General features: G+C 62.5%; 16 protein-coding genes. 10 read left to right on the top strand and 6 right to left on the bottom strand.

The window, feature by feature from the left end:
• The first annotated feature begins 27 nt into the window (after positions 1 to 27).
• From G8767_RS16495 to G8767_RS16510, 4 genes are all read left to right on the top strand, one after another.
• On the top strand, positions 28 to 861 hold the full coding sequence (locus G8767_RS16495) for an ABC transporter ATP-binding protein (protein ID WP_166810720.1): 834 nt from the start codon (positions 28 to 30) through the stop codon (positions 859 to 861).
• On the top strand, positions 858 to 1,688 hold the full coding sequence (locus tag G8767_RS16500; RefSeq protein WP_166810721.1) for an ABC transporter permease subunit: 831 nt from the start codon (positions 858 to 860) through the stop codon (positions 1,686 to 1,688). The genes G8767_RS16495 and G8767_RS16500 overlap by 4 nt, the downstream gene beginning before the upstream one ends.
• A complete protein-coding gene (locus tag G8767_RS16505; protein WP_166810722.1) occupies positions 1,685 to 2,482 on the top strand; it encodes an ABC transporter permease subunit in 798 nt (265 codons plus the stop codon). The genes G8767_RS16500 and G8767_RS16505 overlap by 4 nt, the downstream gene beginning before the upstream one ends.
• A 78-nt stretch (positions 2,483 to 2,560) precedes the next feature.
• A complete protein-coding gene (locus G8767_RS16510) occupies positions 2,561 to 3,643 on the top strand; it encodes an ABC transporter substrate-binding protein (protein ID WP_166810723.1) in 1,083 nt (360 codons plus the stop codon).
• Between the two features lie 99 nt (positions 3,644 to 3,742).
• Here the strand turns inward: G8767_RS16510 and G8767_RS16515 are convergent, their stop codons facing one another.
• The 3 genes from G8767_RS16515 to G8767_RS16525 all read right to left on the bottom strand — a co-directional run bounded on the left by G8767_RS16515 (position 3,743) and on the right by G8767_RS16525 (position 7,648).
• Positions 3,743 to 4,492: a YoaK family protein gene (locus tag G8767_RS16515; protein ID WP_234036684.1), complete on the bottom strand. Its 750-nt coding sequence runs from the start codon at positions 4,490 to 4,492 to the stop codon at positions 3,743 to 3,745.
• Entirely contained in the window at positions 4,489 to 6,078 is a 1,590-nt protein-coding gene (locus G8767_RS16520; protein WP_166810724.1) for a gamma-glutamyltransferase, read from the bottom strand. Before G8767_RS16520 ends, G8767_RS16515 begins: the two co-directional genes overlap by 4 nt.
• 91 nt (positions 6,079 to 6,169) lie before the next feature.
• Positions 6,170 to 7,648 (bottom strand): oligopeptide:H+ symporter, encoded by a 1,479-nt coding sequence (locus tag G8767_RS16525; protein ID WP_166810725.1) that lies wholly within the window; start codon positions 7,646 to 7,648, stop codon positions 6,170 to 6,172.
• A gap of 236 nt (positions 7,649 to 7,884) precedes the next feature.
• On the opposite strand from G8767_RS16525, the gene G8767_RS16530 reads away from it, so the two are divergent.
• Together G8767_RS16530 and G8767_RS16535 are read left to right on the top strand one after the other, a co-directional pair.
• Positions 7,885 to 8,604, top strand: a complete 720-nt coding sequence (locus tag G8767_RS16530) for a FadR/GntR family transcriptional regulator (RefSeq protein WP_095970945.1) — start codon at positions 7,885 to 7,887, stop codon at positions 8,602 to 8,604.
• 507 nt (positions 8,605 to 9,111) lie between these two features.
• Positions 9,112 to 9,546, top strand: a complete 435-nt coding sequence (locus tag G8767_RS16535) for a cupin (RefSeq protein WP_166810726.1) — start codon at positions 9,112 to 9,114, stop codon at positions 9,544 to 9,546.
• On the opposite strand, the gene G8767_RS16540 is transcribed toward G8767_RS16535, so the two are convergent.
• Positions 9,535 to 10,740, bottom strand: coding sequence for a cytochrome P450 (locus G8767_RS16540; RefSeq protein ID WP_166810727.1), 1,206 nt, complete (start codon positions 10,738 to 10,740; stop codon positions 9,535 to 9,537). The genes G8767_RS16535 and G8767_RS16540 overlap by 12 nt on opposite strands.
• 139 nt (positions 10,741 to 10,879) lie before the next feature.
• On the opposite strand from G8767_RS16540, the gene G8767_RS16545 reads away from it, so the two are divergent.
• The 3 genes from G8767_RS16545 to G8767_RS16555 all read left to right on the top strand — a co-directional run bounded on the left by G8767_RS16545 (position 10,880) and on the right by G8767_RS16555 (position 14,615).
• Entirely contained in the window at positions 10,880 to 11,740 is an 861-nt protein-coding gene (locus G8767_RS16545) for an SDR family oxidoreductase (RefSeq protein WP_166810728.1), read from the top strand.
• Positions 11,737 to 12,465, top strand: coding sequence for an acetoacetate decarboxylase family protein (locus G8767_RS16550; protein WP_166810729.1), 729 nt, complete (start codon positions 11,737 to 11,739; stop codon positions 12,463 to 12,465). The genes G8767_RS16545 and G8767_RS16550 overlap by 4 nt, the downstream gene beginning before the upstream one ends.
• Positions 12,466 to 12,560: 95 nt before the next feature.
• The gene (locus tag G8767_RS16555) at positions 12,561 to 14,615 is read left to right on the top strand and encodes a neutral/alkaline ceramidase (RefSeq protein WP_166810730.1); all 2,055 of its coding nucleotides are present in this window, start codon (positions 12,561 to 12,563) and stop codon (positions 14,613 to 14,615) included.
• A gap of 18 nt (positions 14,616 to 14,633) precedes the next feature.
• Here the strand turns inward: G8767_RS16555 and G8767_RS16560 are convergent, their stop codons facing one another.
• Positions 14,634 to 15,830, bottom strand: coding sequence for an MFS transporter (locus tag G8767_RS16560; RefSeq protein WP_166810731.1), 1,197 nt, complete (start codon positions 15,828 to 15,830; stop codon positions 14,634 to 14,636).
• 143 nt (positions 15,831 to 15,973) lie between these two features.
• Here G8767_RS16560 and G8767_RS16565 point away from each other — a divergent pair, with 143 nt between their 5' ends.
• On the top strand, positions 15,974 to 16,420 hold the full coding sequence (locus tag G8767_RS16565) for a MarR family transcriptional regulator (protein WP_003945852.1): 447 nt from the start codon (positions 15,974 to 15,976) through the stop codon (positions 16,418 to 16,420).
• Here the strand turns inward: G8767_RS16565 and thrS are convergent.
• Positions 16,417 to 17,637 (bottom strand): threonine--tRNA ligase, encoded by a 1,221-nt coding sequence (gene thrS, locus G8767_RS16570; RefSeq protein ID WP_166810732.1) that lies wholly within the window; start codon positions 17,635 to 17,637, stop codon positions 16,417 to 16,419. The genes G8767_RS16565 and thrS overlap by 4 nt on opposite strands.
• Positions 17,638 to 17,878 lie beyond the last annotated feature (241 nt).

Raw genomic sequence — 17,878 nt, forward strand, 5'->3', positions numbered from 1 at the left:
CTCACGCAGCGGTGACGCGCAGGCAACATGACCGCAACCGGACGTTCGTACTGTGCGGGAATGACCAGTCCCGTCACCACACCTCGCCCCGCTGGAACCGGTCTCGACATCTCCGGCCTCGGCAAGACCTTCGAGATGGGTCGTCGGTCGGTGACCGCGCTGACCGACGTGTCCCTTCAAACCAGCGAAGGCTCCTTTCTGTCTCTGCTCGGGCCGTCTGGATGCGGGAAGTCCACCGTTCTCCGCATCCTTGCCGGCCTCGATACTCCGACGTCGGGAACAGCACTTGTCAACGGACAGTCGCCCGCCGAGTTACGCAAGCGCCGCGAACTCGGAATCGCCTTCCAGGATTCGGCTTTGCTGCCGTGGCGAACAGTGGCCTCCAACATCAAACTGCCGCTGCAGGTTGCCGGCATCGATCCCGACCCCGAGCTGATAGCCGATCTGATCGCGCTCGTCGGCCTCGAAGGATTCGAGAAAGCCAAGCCCGCCCAATTGTCCGGCGGTATGCGTCAGCGTGTGTCGATCGCACGATCGCTCGTGGTCAAGCCGAGTGTCCTCCTACTCGACGAGCCGTTCGGCGCACTGGACGACATGACCAGGCAACGGCTCAACATCGAATTGCTCAGGATCTGGACCGAGAAACCGGCGACCACATTGATGGTGACGCACGGAATCGCCGAAGCCGTGTTCCTCTCCGACGTCGTCGCCGTCATGACGCCGCGGCCCGGACGCGTCCTCGAAGTCGTGCCGATCGACCTGCCGCGCCCACGGACACCCGAGATGATGCGGACACCTGAGTTCCACGAGATCCACGACTACCTCTCCGGCCTGCTCTTCGGAAAAGCAGGCGTCGCATGACCATTACCGATATCGAGAACGTCGCGACCGCGGCGGCGCAGCCATCAGCGCCGCGCCGGATCCGATTGAAGCGTCCGACGTGGTTCGGCGGTGCAGTCGGTATCTGCGGACTGATCGCACTCTGGTGGATTCTCGCGGCGGCCGGTGTTGCGGGAGGCACGATTCCGACGCCGTGGGTGGTTGTGTCGACGATGTTCGACGACGGCTGGTCACTGTACGGACCCAATTTCACCGTCACGGCTTCCGGTGCGCTGCAGGGCTTTATCTGGGGAAATCTGCTGGCGATCACGCTTGCCGTGCTTGTCGTTCTCATTCCGCCTATCGAGGGATTGGCCACACAATTGGCGATCCTGAGTTACTGCACACCGCTGTTGGCGCTCGGCCCGATCATCCTGGTCGTCTTCGGCGGCCGGACCCCCACAATCTTCCTCGCCGCGATGTACTGCTTCTTCACCACGATGGTCGGCACACTCGCAGGCCTGAGATCGGCAGACAAGACGAGCCTCGATCTCGTCGCCGCCTACGGCGGTGGGCGTTGGCAGAAGTTCACCAGAGTTCAACTGGTGAGCGCACTTCCGAGTACCTTTGCCGCTCTCAAGATTGCTGCACCCTCCGCTGTACTCGGCGCTATCCTCGGTGAGTATCTCGGCGGGGTGGACAGCGGGATCGGCGTCGCACTCACAGCCGCTCAGACGTCGTACAACGTCCCGCGAACGTGGGGAATGGCCATCGCCGCCGCCTTGCTCGCCGGCCTGGGATATGCCGTCGTCGCAGCGATCGCCCGCCTCGTCACCCCGTGGACAAGCGCTCCGGGAGCACAGAAATGACCGCGGTCCGAGGAACATTGAGATTCCTCGCTCCGATTGCCATCGCCTCGGCTCTGTTGCTTGTCATCTGGGTGGTCTTCCTCAATGCCTTCCCCCAGGTGGGTCCGCGTGTGGGAAAGACGCCGGCCGACGTCTGGGAGTATCTGTTCTCCGGTCCTAAATCCGTCGACGCTCGTTCGGGCATCATCGACAACCTGTTCATCACTCTGCGCGACGCCGGTGTCGGCTTTGCCGTCGGAATGACTGCCGCGCTCGTGGTGGCATCGATCTTCGTCGTTTCCCGCACTGTCGAACAGACTTTCATGCCCGTTGCAATGCTTCTACGATCTGTTCCTCTCGTTGCGATGACCCCGATCATCGTCCTGGTATTCGGCCGCGGAATCGTGGGTGTGACGGTCATGGTTGCGATAGTGGTGTTCTTCCCGGCGCTGGTCATGATCATGGTCGGTCTACGTGCCGCTCCAGTTCAGGCGCAAGATCTCATTGCCGCGTACGGCGGGAGTCGTTGGACCGCATTGCGAATGGTGTCCGTACCGTCCGCACTTCCGGCGGTGTTCGCCGCCGCTAGGGTGTCAGTGCCCGGCGCTTTGATCGGAGCACTGATCGGCGAATGGCTCGGTAGCGGTCAAGGCTTGGGTTCGAGCATGATCAAAGCCATTCCGCGCTATCAGTACAACGAACTGTGGGCATCTATCGTGGTGATCACCGTGGTGTCGATCATCCTCTACGCCGTGGTCGGAATCTTCGAAAACATCGCCCTGTCTCGTTTCGGGCCTTCTGCCGGCAAGTCGTGACATCTGTTAACACGACCTCAACAAACTCTGTCTCCCAAGCAAACTGAACGAAACCGACTGGCCCTAGTGTTCCGATTCATGACGCCATTCAAGCCCGTCCGCCAGCTGGACCGCAGGGCCTTCTTCCGATACTCCGCGCTGACCGGCATCGCAGTCGCCGGTAGCGCGTCATTGCTCGCGTGTAGCAGTGACTCCAGCAGTTCGAGTGGCGGAACCACGGACGACGGTTCCGAATTCGGAACAGTTGCAGTGCAGTTGTCCTGGATCAAGAACATCGAGTTCGCCGGCGAGTACTTCGCTCTGGACAAGGGGTACTACAAGAATGCCGGGTTCGGGAATGTCGACCTGGTGGCAGGTGGCGCAGCCGGTACCGGCGTCGAAGCCGGCTTGGACACCGGCAAGGTCTGGATCGGAATGTCCGCACCGCAGCTCACAGCCCCCGCTGTACTCGACGGGCTGGACGCAAAGATCGTCGGTGCGACATTCCAGAAGAACCCGTTTGCAATTGTCAGTTCTGCTGCGGCACCGATCAACTCGCCGCAGGACATGATCGGCAAGAAGATCGGCGTCCAGGATTCCAATCAGCTCGTCTTCGGAGCTCTCCTGGCAGCAAACGGCCTGACCGAAAGCCAGATGACGATCGTGCCCGCGCAGTTCGATCCGAGCCCCTTGGCGAACGGCGAGGTGGACGGTTGGGTCTCCTACGTCACCAACGAGCCGATCACGCTGGCCGCCAAAGGTTTCCCCAACGCCCACTTCCTCTTCGCGGACTACAACCTGCCGTTGGTCGCCGAATCGTTCACGGTTCTCCAGTCCACCATCGACAACGAGAGGGACAAGCTCAAGGCATTTCTGAAGGCCGAGATCCAAGGCTGGAAGGACGCGGTCGCCGATCCGGCAGAGTCGGCACGGCTCGCCGTCGAGGTCTACGGCAAGGACCAGAACCTGGAACTCGACGAACAGATCAAGGAGGCCACCGCACAGAACGATCTTGTGGTGTCGGCAGATACCAAAGCGAACGGGTTGTTCACGATGACACCCCAACTGATCGAACAGAACATCGCAGCGCTGTCGAAAGCGGGACTGGAGATCACGGCGGACCAACTGTTCGACATGTCGATCCTCGAAGAGGTGTACGCCGAGAATCCAGATCTCATCTGACGGTGCCGGTCAGTTCAGATGCGTGTCCGAGGGAGTCGGCCTGCGGGTGCGCCCGCTCCCGTCGGTGTCGAGGTCGAACCGTGACGGAGACCTCGCGTTTCATCCGGAGGCATGCTGCCACCGGAGATGCCCGATGATGACGGTGGCGGCAGTGAGCATTGCCGCGAGGTAGACCGGGATGGCGATGTGTGTCTTCATCAACAGAGCCCCCGTGACAGCGCCGGCGAAGATCAAAAGGACTGCCCACAACCTGCGGTTGACCAGACGGGCAAATCCTTTGTGGAGGAATGATTCGCCCGCCAGCGCAGTGATCGTCGAGGTGACGACGACGGTGGTCATGTCCTTGACCGCCAGGAATCGCGCGGTGCAGGCTTGAGCCCCCATTTGCACGGCGATGATGCAAGCAATGGCGACTCCGAGTGTCGAGTTGCCCTCGACCGGGAAGACGAGCAGGGCGGTGCCGGCCGCCACCAACACCACAACGCCGACACTGAGCACCATGGTGACCGGCGAACTCCACCCCGGTGAGCATCGACGCAGAACAAGGCCGCTGAGCGCAGCCCCCAGCATGAAAGCAGCCAACGCCAACAGTGGACCCACGACTGGCAGGCTGTCCTCGCCCGCGACGCCCATTCCGAGGATCACGATGTTGCCGGTCATATTGCCGGTGAAAATCCGGTCCAACCCGAGGTAGCCGACTGCGTCGAGCAGCCCGGTCACGAACGTCAGCACCATCATGAGCCACAGCTGCAAATACTGATGTGAGACCGTCCAAGCAGTCCGGCCGATCGGGAGCGACGCCGAGTCGTTCGGATCGGTGCTGGAGGTGGTCGTATCGGTAATACTCACTCGAACACCAGCGCTGCCCCGTCGCTGCGCGGATCGGCCCCGGCGTCCAGGGCGCCGTCGGCGGTCACGCGGGCAACCATGGAGTGCCCGGCATTGCTGTCGAGTTTGTGCCCCGTGGTGACGGTGAGTGTGGACCGGTTGATCTGTTCGACTGCAGTCTGTTCGAGAGTGGGCTCGACGAGCACCTTGTCGTTGGTTGTGCCTGCCTCTAGGCCGCCGACGATGAACCGAGGCGCCGACACCGTTGCCTGTGCGCTCAGTCCACTCAACGCACGCAGAATCAGTTGGGTGTGGATCTGCGATTGCGCTTTCCCTCCCATGGTTCCGTGTGCGGCGACGGTGCCGTCGTCAAAGGTCGCTATGACCGGTACGAGGGTGTGCGCGGGTCGTTTACCCACCTCGACGTGATTGGGTGAGTTGGTGTCGAGAGTGAAGAATGCGGCGCGATTGTGCAGCACCAGCCCGGTATCAGGTTCGAGCAGTTGCGAGCCGAAAGAATGGAATACCGACTGGATCAGCGACACGGCGGTGCCATCGCGCGAGACAGCCGCGATTCCCACAGTGTCGCCGCCGGGGCGCGGAGTTGCCGCTGAGACCAAGCGGGGTGCCCCTGCAAGCCGTGCAGCGGCCTGGGCGAACGCCGCCGTGTCACTGCTCACGGTGAGCAGTTCGTCGATATCGACGTGTGCGTGGCGCGGGTCGGCCAGGTAAGTGTCTCGGTGTTCGTCGGAGTCGTAGAAGATTTCGGCGAGCACTCCGGCATCGATCGAAGTCGGGCTCGGGCTGCCGACCAAGGCGGCACCGAGAGACCGCAGCAGGGTGTAGCCCTGCGAGTTCGGCGGCGCGGTGGACACGGAGAATCCCGCGAAGTCTCTAACCAAGGGTGGTTCGATGGTGGGGTGGTGCCGGTACAGGTCGTCGCGGGTAACGGGTACGCCCAGTTTCTGCAGCCCGGATGCCACGCGGGCGGCGGTGCGGCCGCGGTAAAACGAATCGAGCCCGTCCTGGGCCAGATCGCGCAGCGTGCGAGCCAGTTCGGGTTGCAACAGCAAGTGGCCTGCCGGGACAGGACGTCCATCGTCGAGGAAGAACTTCGCGCGCATTCCCGGATCGGCCCATAGACTTTCACGCTCGATCTCGATGGACTCCGCGAGACCGGGACTGACCGGGACGCCCTCTTCTGCCAGCTTGATCGCCGGTGCCAACACCGTGGATGCGGGCAGAGAGCCACCCGTATCGAGAAGCGCCGTCCATCCGGATACCGCGCCCGGCACCGACACCGTCAGTGGACCGCTGATCGGCATCGATGTCATCGACTCGAACAATTCGGTGACCGGGGATCCGGAGCCGTATGCACCTGAGGCGTTGATGCAGATCTGTGTACCGTCCGGGCGGCGAAGGACCGCGATCACGTCACCGCCGACGCTGCACATGTGTGGGTACACCACGGTCAGCGCGGCAGCGGCGGCCACCGCCGCGTCGACGGCGTTGCCACCCGCTTCGAGAACGGTGCGAGCAGCATCGATTGCGGCGCCGTGGGGTGCGGCGATTGCAACGTGGTGAGTACCACTTGGACGATCGGACATTTTGTCATCTCCTGGTTTAGATCCCCGGCTCGGGCCGGGGTGGAACAGCAATTTATGCGCGGTACTTGCCGCGGCAGGTGCGAGAGAACGGTCAGTGCACCCGTGCAATCGCGATTCGATAACCGCCGTAGAGAGCAGCCGCGACGAGGACAGATACGAGCGCGGTCACACCGAAGAAGACGAATTCGGTTGCCGGGTCGTACGTTTGGGCGAGCAGGCCGGCGAGAGTCGATCCTCCGGCCATGGTGAGGAAGTACAGCGCCGTCATCTCCGCCTTGTGCGCCCGTGGAGCCAACTGCGCGGTGGCCGACAGTACCGAGGGAACGACCGCGATCTCTCCCGCTGCGAACAGGAACATCGCAACGAGAACGACGATCACCGAGTTCGTCGCACCGGTAGATCCGGCCAGCACGGCGAAAACTGCCATCGCGGCGGCAAGTAGGGCGATCCCCCCGAACACCTTTGCGCCGGGGTTGGGCTGCCGGTCACCGAGCTTGGTCCACGACAGCGCGTAGAGCGGCGCGAGTACGGTCGCGAACAAACCCTCGAGGGTGATGATCAACGCAGCGGGCATCGTTACCGATCCCACAGTCAGGTCGACTCGAGTATCCACATACACGGCCAGCGTGGTGAACAGCTGAAACAGCAAAGTCCAGAACAGCAGACTGCTCAGAAACATCGGAATGTAGGCGACGATTCGTCCACGTTCCACGTCTTCGGTCTTCCGGGACGAAAGCAGCTTCGCGAAATAGGCGAGACTGGCGATGACGATGACGACCGTCAAGACTGTGCTGATGTTGTCCAGGTTCAGGGCCCCGCTGAACACGGCCACCGCGATCGCGGCCGCAGGAGCAACTGCCAGTGCTACGGCCATCGCCCAGCGAGAGCGTGGCAGTGGGTTCGGAACCGTTCGCGTTGCGGCCGGCAATCTCCCGTAGCCGGCAAGGTACTGAGCCAGTCCGTACAACATTCCGACCGCCGCTGCACCGAAGGCGAGGTGGAAGCCTACGGAACTCTGCAACACCCCGGTCAGCACTGGCCCGAGGAACGCACCTAGCGAAATGCCCATGTAATAGAGCGAATACCCGGCGTCACGCCGTTGGTCGTCGTCCGCGTACAGCATGCCGACCATGGCGGTCACGTTTACTTTCAGCCCGCCGGTACCGGCCACGATGAGGATCAACCCCGCTGCCACCCCGGCGACCGCTGGAACCAGTGCCAGGACGAGGTGGCCGAGAAGGATCAAGACGGCCGAGTAGAGAACGACGGTCCGCGGGGCTACCAATCGGTCAGCGATCCAGGCACCCACCATCTGTGACACGTAGATCGCACCGCCGTAGGAACCGGCTACGCCGACAGCCACATTGACATCGAGACCAAGCCCGCCGTCAGTGAGCGAGTAGTAGAGGTAATAAGCAAGAATCACCTGCAACCCGTAAAAACTGAATCTTTCCCACAGCTCGGTTCCGGCCAGGGTGACCAAACTGCGGGGGTGGGACATAAGCGTCGATTTAGGAGCTGTCGAACTCTCCGGAGCGACTGGTATCTGGACTGCTTCGTCCATCGTCATCGTTGTCCCTTTCCATAACTATGTCCTGCCGCGCCGGCACTGCGATCGGGTGGCGGACTCAGCGGGGGCGATAGATTGTAGGCAGCTCCGCCGCTCGCGAGTGATTCAGATCATAAGGACTGGTAGGACCAGATAGTCAAGGAGAATGAGGAGATTTATCGGCTCTATCATCAATAACCTGGAGAAACGCAGCACCACTGGTATTTTGGTGGGACCAGACGGAGAGGCGGGTCAAAGTGACAGCATGGTCCGAGATCGATATCACCGGCGCTTCGGTGCCCGAACGCCTGAGCGGGCGTATCGCCCAACTGATCGACAGTGGCCGAGTTGGACCGGGATCTAAACTTCCCAGCGAACGGGAGCTGATGACTATGCTCGGCGCCTCACGGAACTCGATACGCCACGCACTACAAGACCTGGAGCTGCGTGGCTACGTAACGCGGAAGCCGCGGGCGGGGCGGATCGTCGCCCCCGTGGAAATGCGGGCGCTCGCCGAGGGCAGCATTTTCGGCGTGATGAGTAGCGATCAGAGAACGGTTCGCGAAGTAATGGATCTTCGGTCCGTCGTCGAGCCACCGATCGCCGAACGCGCTGCGGTGCGCCATCGACCGTCCGAAATCGAAGTACTACGTGAGCCCCTGGAAACCTCCGAACGCGAACTCTCACGGACACCGCCCTCACTGCAGGTACTCCAGGTCTGCGACGTTCAGTTCCACCTCGCAATCGCCAGATTGGCCCACAACCCCATGCTCCGAAAGCTCGTGAACGAGACAAACGAATGGATGGCGCCGTCACGGCAAACCATGTTCCAAACCGAGCAACGCATGCAGCAATCAGTAAATGCGCATCGGAAAATTTTCCACGCCATCGCGGACCGAGATCCCGCACGCGCCAGGAAGGCCATGCAAGACCACCTTGTAGACGTCCTCCGGACGATCGAACCACTTGCAGGCTGAGCGACGCGCCCGTGAATCTCAGTTTCACTGCACTGGCCGTGCCTGTTCGGCATCTAGATCACACAGCGGACAGTGGGCGATGACAGGGCGGTAGAAGCTGTTCCATCGCTTGCGATTTGGCTGAATACGAACAGCCAACCGTCATCCACGTCTAATCCGACCCCATTGCTTTCGTCTCGAAACCGCTCCTGTTGGTCATACCGCCACAGCGCCTGGCGCTACTGGCCGAAAGTGAACCTGAGCGCCTCGATATCGAATCGGATGACGGCGTCGGGGCGATCCGGCCAGATCGACGACCAGATCACCAGCTCCGGTTCTTCAGCCCTGACGATCTGCGCGCAGGCGGCGGCTGGCTCCGGCGCCTCGTCGCGACTCGCTGCATGGCTCGAGCGTAACCGCCCCTAAGAGACACACCTCTACCTTCACCGTGCTGGATCCACGAAAACTGGGATAAACCGGGCACTGGCGGAGGACACTCAGGAGCACATCCGTCTGGGAGGGCCGCTCATGCGTAAACGCCATCAAATCCTGCTTGCAGTGTCCGCAGCGATCGGGCTGTCGCTGACGCCGATCAATGCGTCGGCAACACCGAGCACAGGGGTGCACGGTGAAATCCTCGGGCAGGTGACTTTCGACGGCAAGGACTACATCCTGCGTCAGATCACCATCGACCCCGGTGGTTCCACCGGTTGGCACTTCCACGACGGGACGCTCTACGCACTGATCGCGCAGGGCACGCTGAGCCACTACCGATCCGATTGCTCCGTCGACGGGATATACAGCGCCGGAAGTACATTGATCGAACCCAGCGGTTCTGATCATGTGCACATCGGAAACAACTCTCAGACAACATCATTGGTGCTCGAGGTCATTTACGTCAATCCGACGGGGAGCCCCCTCTCCGAGGATGCTGCGCCGCCCAACTGCCAACTACCCGGCTGACGGGGCAGAAGAGGTAAACCGCACCGGCATCGATTCGAGTCCGGACACGAAGTTGGCGGCACGCCGCGGCAACGGCGCGTCGGTGGCAAGTTCCAGGTCCGGCAGCCTGGCGAACAGTTGCTCGAACATGATTCTTCCCTCGAGCCTGGCCAGCTGATTACCCAGACAGAAGTGAGTTCCGAAGCCGAAGGCCACGTGCGGGTTCGGTGTGCGGCCGATATCGAACTGTTCGGCGTTGACGAACACGGATTCGTCGAAATTTGCAGACTCGAAGAGCAGCAGCATTTTCTCGCCTGCCTTCAGCTGCGCACCGAAGAAATCGGTATCACGTGTCAGGGTTCGAGCCATGTTCTTGATCGGCGACGACCACCGCAGCATCTCCTCCATCGCCAGAGGAATGGCATCGGGATCGTCGACCAGTTCCCGATGCTGGTCCGCATGACGCAGCAGCTGTTCCATGCCACCGCTCAGGACGTGCCGCGTGGTCTCGTCACCGCCGATGAGAATCAGTAGGGACTCGTTGACGATTTCCTGATCGGAGAGAGCCTCGCCGTCGACCTCACTGTGTATCAACGTGCTCACCAAATCGTCGGCCGGCTCGCTCCTCCGCTCGGCGATGGCTCGCATCATGTACGCGGTGAAGTCGACATACGCAGTCATCATGGCTTGCAGCTGCTCCTGGGAAGCGTTGCTTCCCAGTGCTTTCACCAGATCGTCCGACCACCGCAGAAACAACGCGCGTTCTTCCGGACGGACACCCAACATGTCGCCGATGACGGCCATAGGCAGCGGTGCCGCCAAGTCTGCGACGAAGTCGGCTTCTCCTTTCTCACAGACGGCGTCGATCAGTTGATCGCAGATCTCCCGGATACGGCCGGCCTTGGCTTCGACCTTCCTACGTGTGAAACCCGCGTTGACCAAGCGTCGACGCGTGAGGTGCTGCGGGTCGTCCATGTCGATCATCTGCGGCAACGGACCCGTTTCGGGACGGATGCCGCCGGCGTTGGAGAACAGTTCGGGATCCCGCTCGGCTGCGACGACGGCGTCGTAGCTCGCTGCCGCGGTGATTCCGTTGGCGTCGTCTCGGTACACGGGCTCGTGATCGCGCATCCAGGCGTAGGCGTCGCGAACATTCCCGAGGTCTCCGCTGTAGAAGCGCCCGTCGATCAAATCGAAGGTCGGTCTGGTAGCCATCACTCCGCCTCTCACACAACCCTTGCCTCAATAAGTAGAACCTGTTCCTATATAGCGTGGGGCGTTTTCACCGAAGCCGAACCGGAAAACCTCCAGAAGCAGCACGCGCGCCCGCCGGAGCAACGACCAGGAGACACGCATGGACGACGACACCGCCTCAGCGGGCATACCCACTTTCACCGGCAGATCGATACTGGTGACCGGCGGCGGTAGTGGCATCGGCCTGGGCATCGCTCGTTCGCTGGTTGCGGCCGGCGCTCACGTGACGATCTGCGGACGCAACAAAGAGAAACTGGATGCTGCTGCCGAATCGATCCGGCAGTCGAGTCCGGAAGGATCGGTCAGCGTCTCCCCTACCGATGTCACAATCGAAGCAGACGTCGTCGCCACTGTCGCCGCGGCGGTCTCCGTCACCGGAAAGCTCGACGGTGTAGTGGCCTGCGCCGGCGGGAACGAAACCATCGCACCGGTCACGCAACTCGACGTCGACGCATGGCGCCGCACCGTCGATCTCAACGTCACGGGGACCATGCTGACGATCAAGCATGGCGCCCGGGCGCTGGTGGCAGGAGGCGGTGGATCCATCGTCGCGATCTCGTCGATCGCCAGCAGCAACACACATCGCTGGTTCGGCGCGTACGGCGTCTCGAAGTCCGGCGTCGACCACCTGGTGCAATTGGCGGCAGACGAACTGGGCGCCAGCAACATTCGTGTCAATGCGATCCGGCCGGGTCTGACCCGAACGGATCTGGTCGCGCTCATCACCGACGGTGGCCCCATCCTGGACGATTACCTGGCCAACACTCCGCTCGAACGCGTCGGCGAGGTCGAGGACGTCGCCGGACTCGCTTCCTTCCTCCTCGGACCGCAGTCCACCTGGATCACCGGGCAGATCATCAACGTCGACGGAGGCCAAATGCTGCGCCGCGGACCGGATTTCCGCTCGATGCTCGAACCCGTCTACGGATCCGACGGGCTCCGCGGGGTGGTCGCGCCATGAGCTACACGATTCTGGGCAAGAAGGTCGAGATGCCCGTCGAAGTTCGCACCGCGTCTGCCTTCATGGCGTTGTACTCGGTACCCAGTGCAACCGCGCAGTCGATCATCGATTACACCGGCTTGACCGTCCTCCAATACCGTCCCGGCCGGGCGCTGTGCGGCCTGGTTTTTGTCGACTACATCGATGGGGATCTAGGGCCGTACAACGAATTCGGGGTGACGTACATGGTGCGCAGCCACACTGCGCCTCCCGAAACCTCGGTGCTGGGAGATCTACGTTCGCTCGCTGCCGGAACTGCAGGGGCACTCATTCACGAGTTGCCGGTGGACGGAGAGTTCACCAAGGCCGCCGGCCGGGAAATCTGGGGATTCCCGAAGGTGCTCGCCGAGTTCGACACCGAGCACGTCGGCTCGGTCAAGCGCGGATCCGTCTCGCGCGACGGCAAACTCATCACACAGTTGAGTGTGAAGTCCGGCGTCAGCGTGCCTGGCGGCGGAGCCAACATGTCGTTGGCCGCGTACTCGCATCTCGACGGCGCAACCAGGTGCACGTCGTGGGACATGGCGCCGACCGGCGTCAAATCGCGCCCTGGTGGAGCAGAGGTTCAGCTGGGTAGTCACCCGATGGCGGCGGAGCTTCGGAAACTGGGACTCCCCCGCCGGGCCCTGATGACCACGACCATCAAAAACCTGGCGATGACGTTCGGGGAGGCGATAACGATCTGAGTGTCGGCCGACGGCACCCCTTTCGGTCACGTGTGACTCGGGCTACACTCCTGGACGGTTGACCAACTCGCGTCAGACCGCCCGAAAGGACACTCGTGCAGATCACCCGACGCACCGTACTGGCAGGCGCTGCCGCCGCACCTGCGCTCGCCGCTCTGTCGACGAACCAGGCCGTCGCAGCTTCGCCGGCACGCACCGTTTCACCCGCACGTACCGACAAGTCGTCGTCGTTGCAGGTGGGCGTCGGGATCTCCGATGTGACCGGACCGGTCGCCGAGGTCGGCATGATGGGCTACTCGAGCTTCGACCAACGCGCCGAAGGCCTGCACCAGCGAATGCGCGCACGCGCCTTCATCTTCGAGTCCGGCGGGTCACGGGTCGCCTACGTGTGCGTCGACAACTGCATGATCTTCCAGTCCGTGCACGACGAGGTTCTGCGCCGGCTGGCCGGAAGATTCGGCGATATCTACACCGAACGCAACGTCATGTTGACGGCCATCCATTCACACGCGGCATGTGGTGGGGCCTCGCACAACTACGCGTACAACCTCGCAGTTCTCGGCTTCGAATTGCAAGTGTTCGAAGCCGAGGTCAACGGCATGGTCGAGGCGATCAGCGCTGCCCACGAGAACCTGGCGCCCGGCACGGTACGTTTCGGCCGGTCCGATCTCACCGACGCGAGCGTCAACCGATCACGAGTGGCGTTCGATCTCAATCCCGAAGAGGACAAGGCCTACTACCCCGGCGGCAACGATCACCACATGCGGGTCATGCGAATCAGCCGGGGCAGCAAGGACATCGGGGCGATCAACTGGTTCGCCACCCACTGCGCCTCGCTCACGAACGAGAACCATCTCATCTCCGGCGACAACAAGGGCGCCGCGGCGTACTTCTGGGAGCACGACGACCAGGGCGTGCGCTACCTCGACGGCGACACCAACTTCATCGCCGCATTTCCGCAGACCAACAGCGGCGACATGTCACCCAACCTCTTCCTCGAACCCGGACGTGGACCGACCGACGACGAATTCGAGAACGCACGCATCATCGGGCTGCGCCAGGTCACGGCGGCTCAAACTGCCTTCGACGCGGCGTCCGAAACCGTCACCGGTGGCGTCGACAGTCGGATCATGTACCTGGACATGGCAAATCAGGTGGTGAGTGGGAGATTCACTCCGGATGGGCGCGAGCATCGCACCGCGCCGGCTGCGATCGGCGCGGCGATGAGCGCCGGAAGCGTCGAGGACGGACCGGCAATTCCGATCTTTCCCGAGGGCACCAGGAACCCCATGATCGACGCCTTGGGCGGCATGGATGCCCCTGTGCCTCAATGGCTTCAGGATGCACAGGCCCCCAAGCTCGTAGTCGTTCCGGTCGGCCTGTTGCCACCGGGCGGATGGGTACCGAACGTACTGAAGATCCAGATCCTGCAGATCGGCCAGTTCTACATCGTCGGTGGCCCTGCGGAATTCACCATCGTCTCCGGATTACGGGTGCGTCGAACCGTCGCCGACGAGCTTGGGGTTCCCCTCGAGAACGTCATCTTCCAGGGATACGCGAACTCGTACTCGAGCTACTGCACCACGCCACAGGAATACGATTCGCAGCAGTACGAGGGCGGTTCGACGATGTTCGGCCGTTACACACTGCCTGCCTATCAGCAGGGGTACGCCGCTCTCGCAGCCGCGATGCGCGATGGCACCGAACCTCCTCGCGGCCCCGCGCCGGCCGACCTGTCCGGGTTCCAGCCCAGCTTCGGACCTGGTGTCGACTTCGACGAACCTTTGCCGGGAACACAATTCGGCGATGCGACGGTCCAGCCAGGCGACAGCTCATCGGGCGGGCAAGTTGCCGTCGAGTTCGTCACCGGCCACCCCAAGAACGACACTCACCGAAACGGGACCTTCTACGAGATCCAACGCAATACCGGCGGATCCTGGACGCGCGTGGCCGACGACAACGACTGGTCCACCAAACTGCACTGGCGCCGGGTCGGGAGCAACGGTTCCGTCGTACGCATCACGTGGGATGTTCCGGCCGATACTCCGGCGGGTACGTATCGAGTCCAACACTTCGGTGCGTCGAAGGCTCGGGGTACCGGCGCGATCACGCCCTTCTCCGGGGTGACCGCCGAATTCCGACTCACCTGACCCGCGCGGTGGCTGGGTTCAGGCTGCGGTCGGATGCAGCGAGGTGCTCGGCGCCGACTTCTCTGACGCTGCCGGGCGGTCGATCTTCGCCGCGACGATCAGAACCAGCAGACCGGCGACGGTGACTGCCGCTCCCATCCAGATCGGGGAGGTGAAGCCGAGCCCCGCAGCGATGGTGATTCCGCCCAGCCATGCCCCGAGTGCGTTGCCGACGTTGAAGGCGGCAATGTTGGCACCCGACGCCATGGTCGGTGCGGCCGACGCGTAGTTCATGATCCGCATCTGCAGGCCGGGGACCGTCGCAAAACCGAAGGCGCCCATGAAGAACAGTGAGATCACGGTCATGACCTTGCTCTCCGCGGTGGCGGCGAACACGATCAGAACGACGGTCAGAATCGCGAGAATCCAGACCAGTGCCTTCGTCAGCGAGCGGTCGGCCGCCTTGGCACCGAGGAAATTACCGACGAACAGGCCCGAGCCGAAGAGGATGAGCAGCCACGGAACGCTGGACGTCGCGAATCCCGTTACCTCGGTGAGCGTGAAGGCGATGTAGGTGAAGGCTCCGAACATTCCGCCGTAGCCGAGGATGGTGATGGCGATCGAGAGCCAAACCTGCTTGTTGCGGAATGCCCCCAACTCTCCGCGCAATCCGCCGCCGGTCGTGCTTGCGGGCGTCGTCGGGACGAGTGCTGCAATTCCGATCAGGGCGATGACGCCGATGACGGTGATGGCCCAGAACGTCGAGCGCCATCCGAGTTGCTGGCCCAGCAGCGTGCCGAACGGAACGCCGAGGACGTTGGCGATGGTCAGGCCTGCGAACATCATCGCGATGGCGCCGGCGCGCTTGTTGGGCGCGACCATGTCGGCGGCAACCACCGAGCCGATTCCGAAGAACGCACCGTGGCACAGCGCCGCGACGATGCGTCCGCCCATCATGACCTCGTAGGACGGCGCGAGCGCGGACATCAGGTTGCCGATGATGAACAGCACCATGAGCGAGAGAAGGACCTTCTTGCGCTCGAAGCGAGTGACGGCAGCGGTCAGGAGGATCGCGCCGATCGCCACGGACAGCGCGTAGCCCGAGATCAGGTAGCCCGCGACGGACTCGGTGACCTCGAAGTCGGCCGAGACCTCGGGCAGGAGGCCCATGATGACAAATTCGGTGAGGCCGATCCCGAACCCGCCCATAGCGAGGGCAATGAGACCCAATGGCATCTCGATGTTCCTTTCACAGATTTACGCGCAAGCCGTTAGCGGGCGTGTGCAGTAGTTGCAGGCGCGCTATAAATAGTTGCACGCGCGCGCTACATGCGCAAGCTGGTAACCTGGAGCCGCAGGAAACGGACAAGGAGAATCACATGGGGATCGCCGACGACGCCGTCGAAATCCGTTCGCAAGGGTGGCGCACGCTCGCAGCACTGCACGGCGCCCTCGACACCGAACTGGAACGCGCGCTCCAGCGTGAGCACAAACTGTCCGTCGTCGAATACACCGTGCTCGACGCGCTGAGCCGCCAGGACGGCTGGCACATGCGCATGGCCCAGCTGGCCCGCGCTGCCGCACTGAGCAGCAGCGCCACGACGCGCTTGGTCAACCGACTCGAAGATCGAGGACTACTGACGCGCATCCTGTGCGCCGACGACCGTCGAGGCATCTACACCGAGTTGACGCCGGCCGGCCGCGAGCTTCTCGAAAGCGCACGGCCGACGCACGACGCCACCCTCGAGGCCGCGCTCGACGAGGCATGCAAAACGCCTGAACTCGCGCCACTGGTGCGCGCCCTGCACGAGTTACCCGTCGGCTAGAAGGCTGCCGGAAGCAGGGCACGCTCCGCGACGCCCGAGACCACCTGAGCGACAAACACACCCGCGTCGACCTCCGCCCGCCCACCACGCGCGGGGATCAGAACGTCGACGGTGCCGCCGTGCACCTCGTTGTCCCCGATCACCGCGATGTACGGGTCACGGTGAGTGCGCGCATCGCGGATACGACGTCCCAACGATCCGTCAGCTGCGATCGCCACTCGAACATCGTGAGCCTCGAGATCAGCCCGCAAACGCTCGGCCACATCCCGATGTCGGTCGCCGACGGGCAGGATCGCGACTTGGTTGGGTGCCAGCCACGGCGGCATCCGTCCTTCGAACCTTTCGATCAAGAGCGCAGTCATGCGTTCCATCGACCCGAGCAAGCCCCGATGGATCATGACGGGGCGAGCCTTGGATCCGTCCTCAGCGGTGTACTCGAGGTCGAAGCGCTCCGGTTGATTGAAGTCGAGTTGGACGGTGGAGAGTGTTTCCTCGCGGCCGTGCGCGTCTCGCACCTGGACGTCGATCTTGGGACCGTAGAACGCTGCCTCTCCCTTCGCTTCCACGTACTCGATCGAGCGTGCATTCAGTGCTCCGCGGAGGTGATCCTCGGCGTCCGTCCACTGCTCGTCGGTGCCGAGGTACTGCCCCTCTCCCCCTCTGATCGAGAGTCGGTACCCCCGTTCGGCAATCCCCAGAGTCGAGTAGCAGCGCTCGATCGCGTCGAGCGCCACGATCACTTCCGCTTGCACTTGTTGACGACTACAGAAGACATGTGCGTCGTCGAGATTGATCTGTCTGACTCGACTCAATCCGCTGAGAACTCCGGAGAGTTCGCTACGAAACATCGAGCCGAGTTCACGAACGCGGAAAGGTAGCTCGCGATAACTACGACCGCGAGCGGCGAATACCTGAGCGTGATGAGGACAGTTAGCCGGACGAAGGAGAAATGACTCTCCGCCTATCTTCATTTCGGGGAACATGTCGTCCGAGAACTTGGACCAATGCCCAGATCTCTCGTACAACTCTTTCTTCGCCATAACGGGGGTATAGACACCCCGGCACCCGGATCGCGCTGCTTGCTCGGCGGCGAACTTTTCGAGTTCGCTCCTGATGATCGCGCCGTCCGGTAACCAGAGTGGGAGGCCTGCTCCGACAATGGGGGTGGTGGCGAATAACTCCAGCTCGCGCCCGAGTTCACGGTGGTCAACGCTCATGAGAGATCTCCAAATCGTTCAAGGGGAGACGCACACGGAGCGAAGAAACAAGAAAACCCCGGGGCGATAACTCCCGGGGCTGAAAGGGTTCGGTCAGCAGTTGCTAAACGATGCGCCGGAAGAGAACCGGCGTCGTCGTGCTGTGCGCAATACTGACCATGTACGTGAGGTTACATCAACTTCCGACCCACCTACAGCCCGAATTGTCGGGCCTCTATGCTGACGCAACTGGGAAGGCGCA

The sequence above is a fragment of the Rhodococcus sp. IC4_135 genome, from assembly GCF_011602025.1.
In the GTDB taxonomy this organism is placed as follows: Bacteria; Actinomycetota; Actinomycetes; order Mycobacteriales; family Mycobacteriaceae; genus Rhodococcus_F; species Rhodococcus_F baikonurensis.

Excerpts from the sequence above, each read along its gene's own strand:
- G8767_RS16525 (WP_166810725.1), bottom strand. The coding sequence starts at position 7,648 with ATGACGATGGACGAAGCAGTCCAGATACCAGTCGCTCCGGAGAGTTCG.
- G8767_RS16495 (WP_166810720.1), top strand. The coding sequence starts at position 28 with ATGACCGCAACCGGACGTTCGTACTGTGCGGGAATGACCAGTCCCGTC.
- G8767_RS16550 (WP_166810729.1), top strand. The coding sequence starts at position 11,737 with ATGAGCTACACGATTCTGGGCAAGAAGGTCGAGATGCCCGTCGAAGTT.
- G8767_RS16560 (WP_166810731.1), bottom strand. The coding sequence starts at position 15,830 with ATGCCATTGGGTCTCATTGCCCTCGCTATGGGCGGGTTCGGGATCGGC.
- G8767_RS16565 (WP_003945852.1), top strand. The coding sequence starts at position 15,974 with ATGGGGATCGCCGACGACGCCGTCGAAATCCGTTCGCAAGGGTGGCGC.
- G8767_RS16535 (WP_166810726.1), top strand. The coding sequence starts at position 9,112 with ATGCGTAAACGCCATCAAATCCTGCTTGCAGTGTCCGCAGCGATCGGG.
- G8767_RS16545 (WP_166810728.1), top strand. The coding sequence starts at position 10,880 with ATGGACGACGACACCGCCTCAGCGGGCATACCCACTTTCACCGGCAGA.
- G8767_RS16500 (WP_166810721.1), top strand. The coding sequence starts at position 858 with ATGACCATTACCGATATCGAGAACGTCGCGACCGCGGCGGCGCAGCCA.
- G8767_RS16505 (WP_166810722.1), top strand. The coding sequence starts at position 1,685 with ATGACCGCGGTCCGAGGAACATTGAGATTCCTCGCTCCGATTGCCATC.
- G8767_RS16520 (WP_166810724.1), bottom strand. The coding sequence starts at position 6,078 with ATGTCCGATCGTCCAAGTGGTACTCACCACGTTGCAATCGCCGCACCC.
- G8767_RS16510 (WP_166810723.1), top strand. The coding sequence starts at position 2,561 with ATGACGCCATTCAAGCCCGTCCGCCAGCTGGACCGCAGGGCCTTCTTC.
- thrS (WP_166810732.1), bottom strand. The coding sequence starts at position 17,637 with ATGAGCGTTGACCACCGTGAACTCGGGCGCGAGCTGGAGTTATTCGCC.
- G8767_RS16540 (WP_166810727.1), bottom strand. The coding sequence starts at position 10,740 with ATGGCTACCAGACCGACCTTCGATTTGATCGACGGGCGCTTCTACAGC.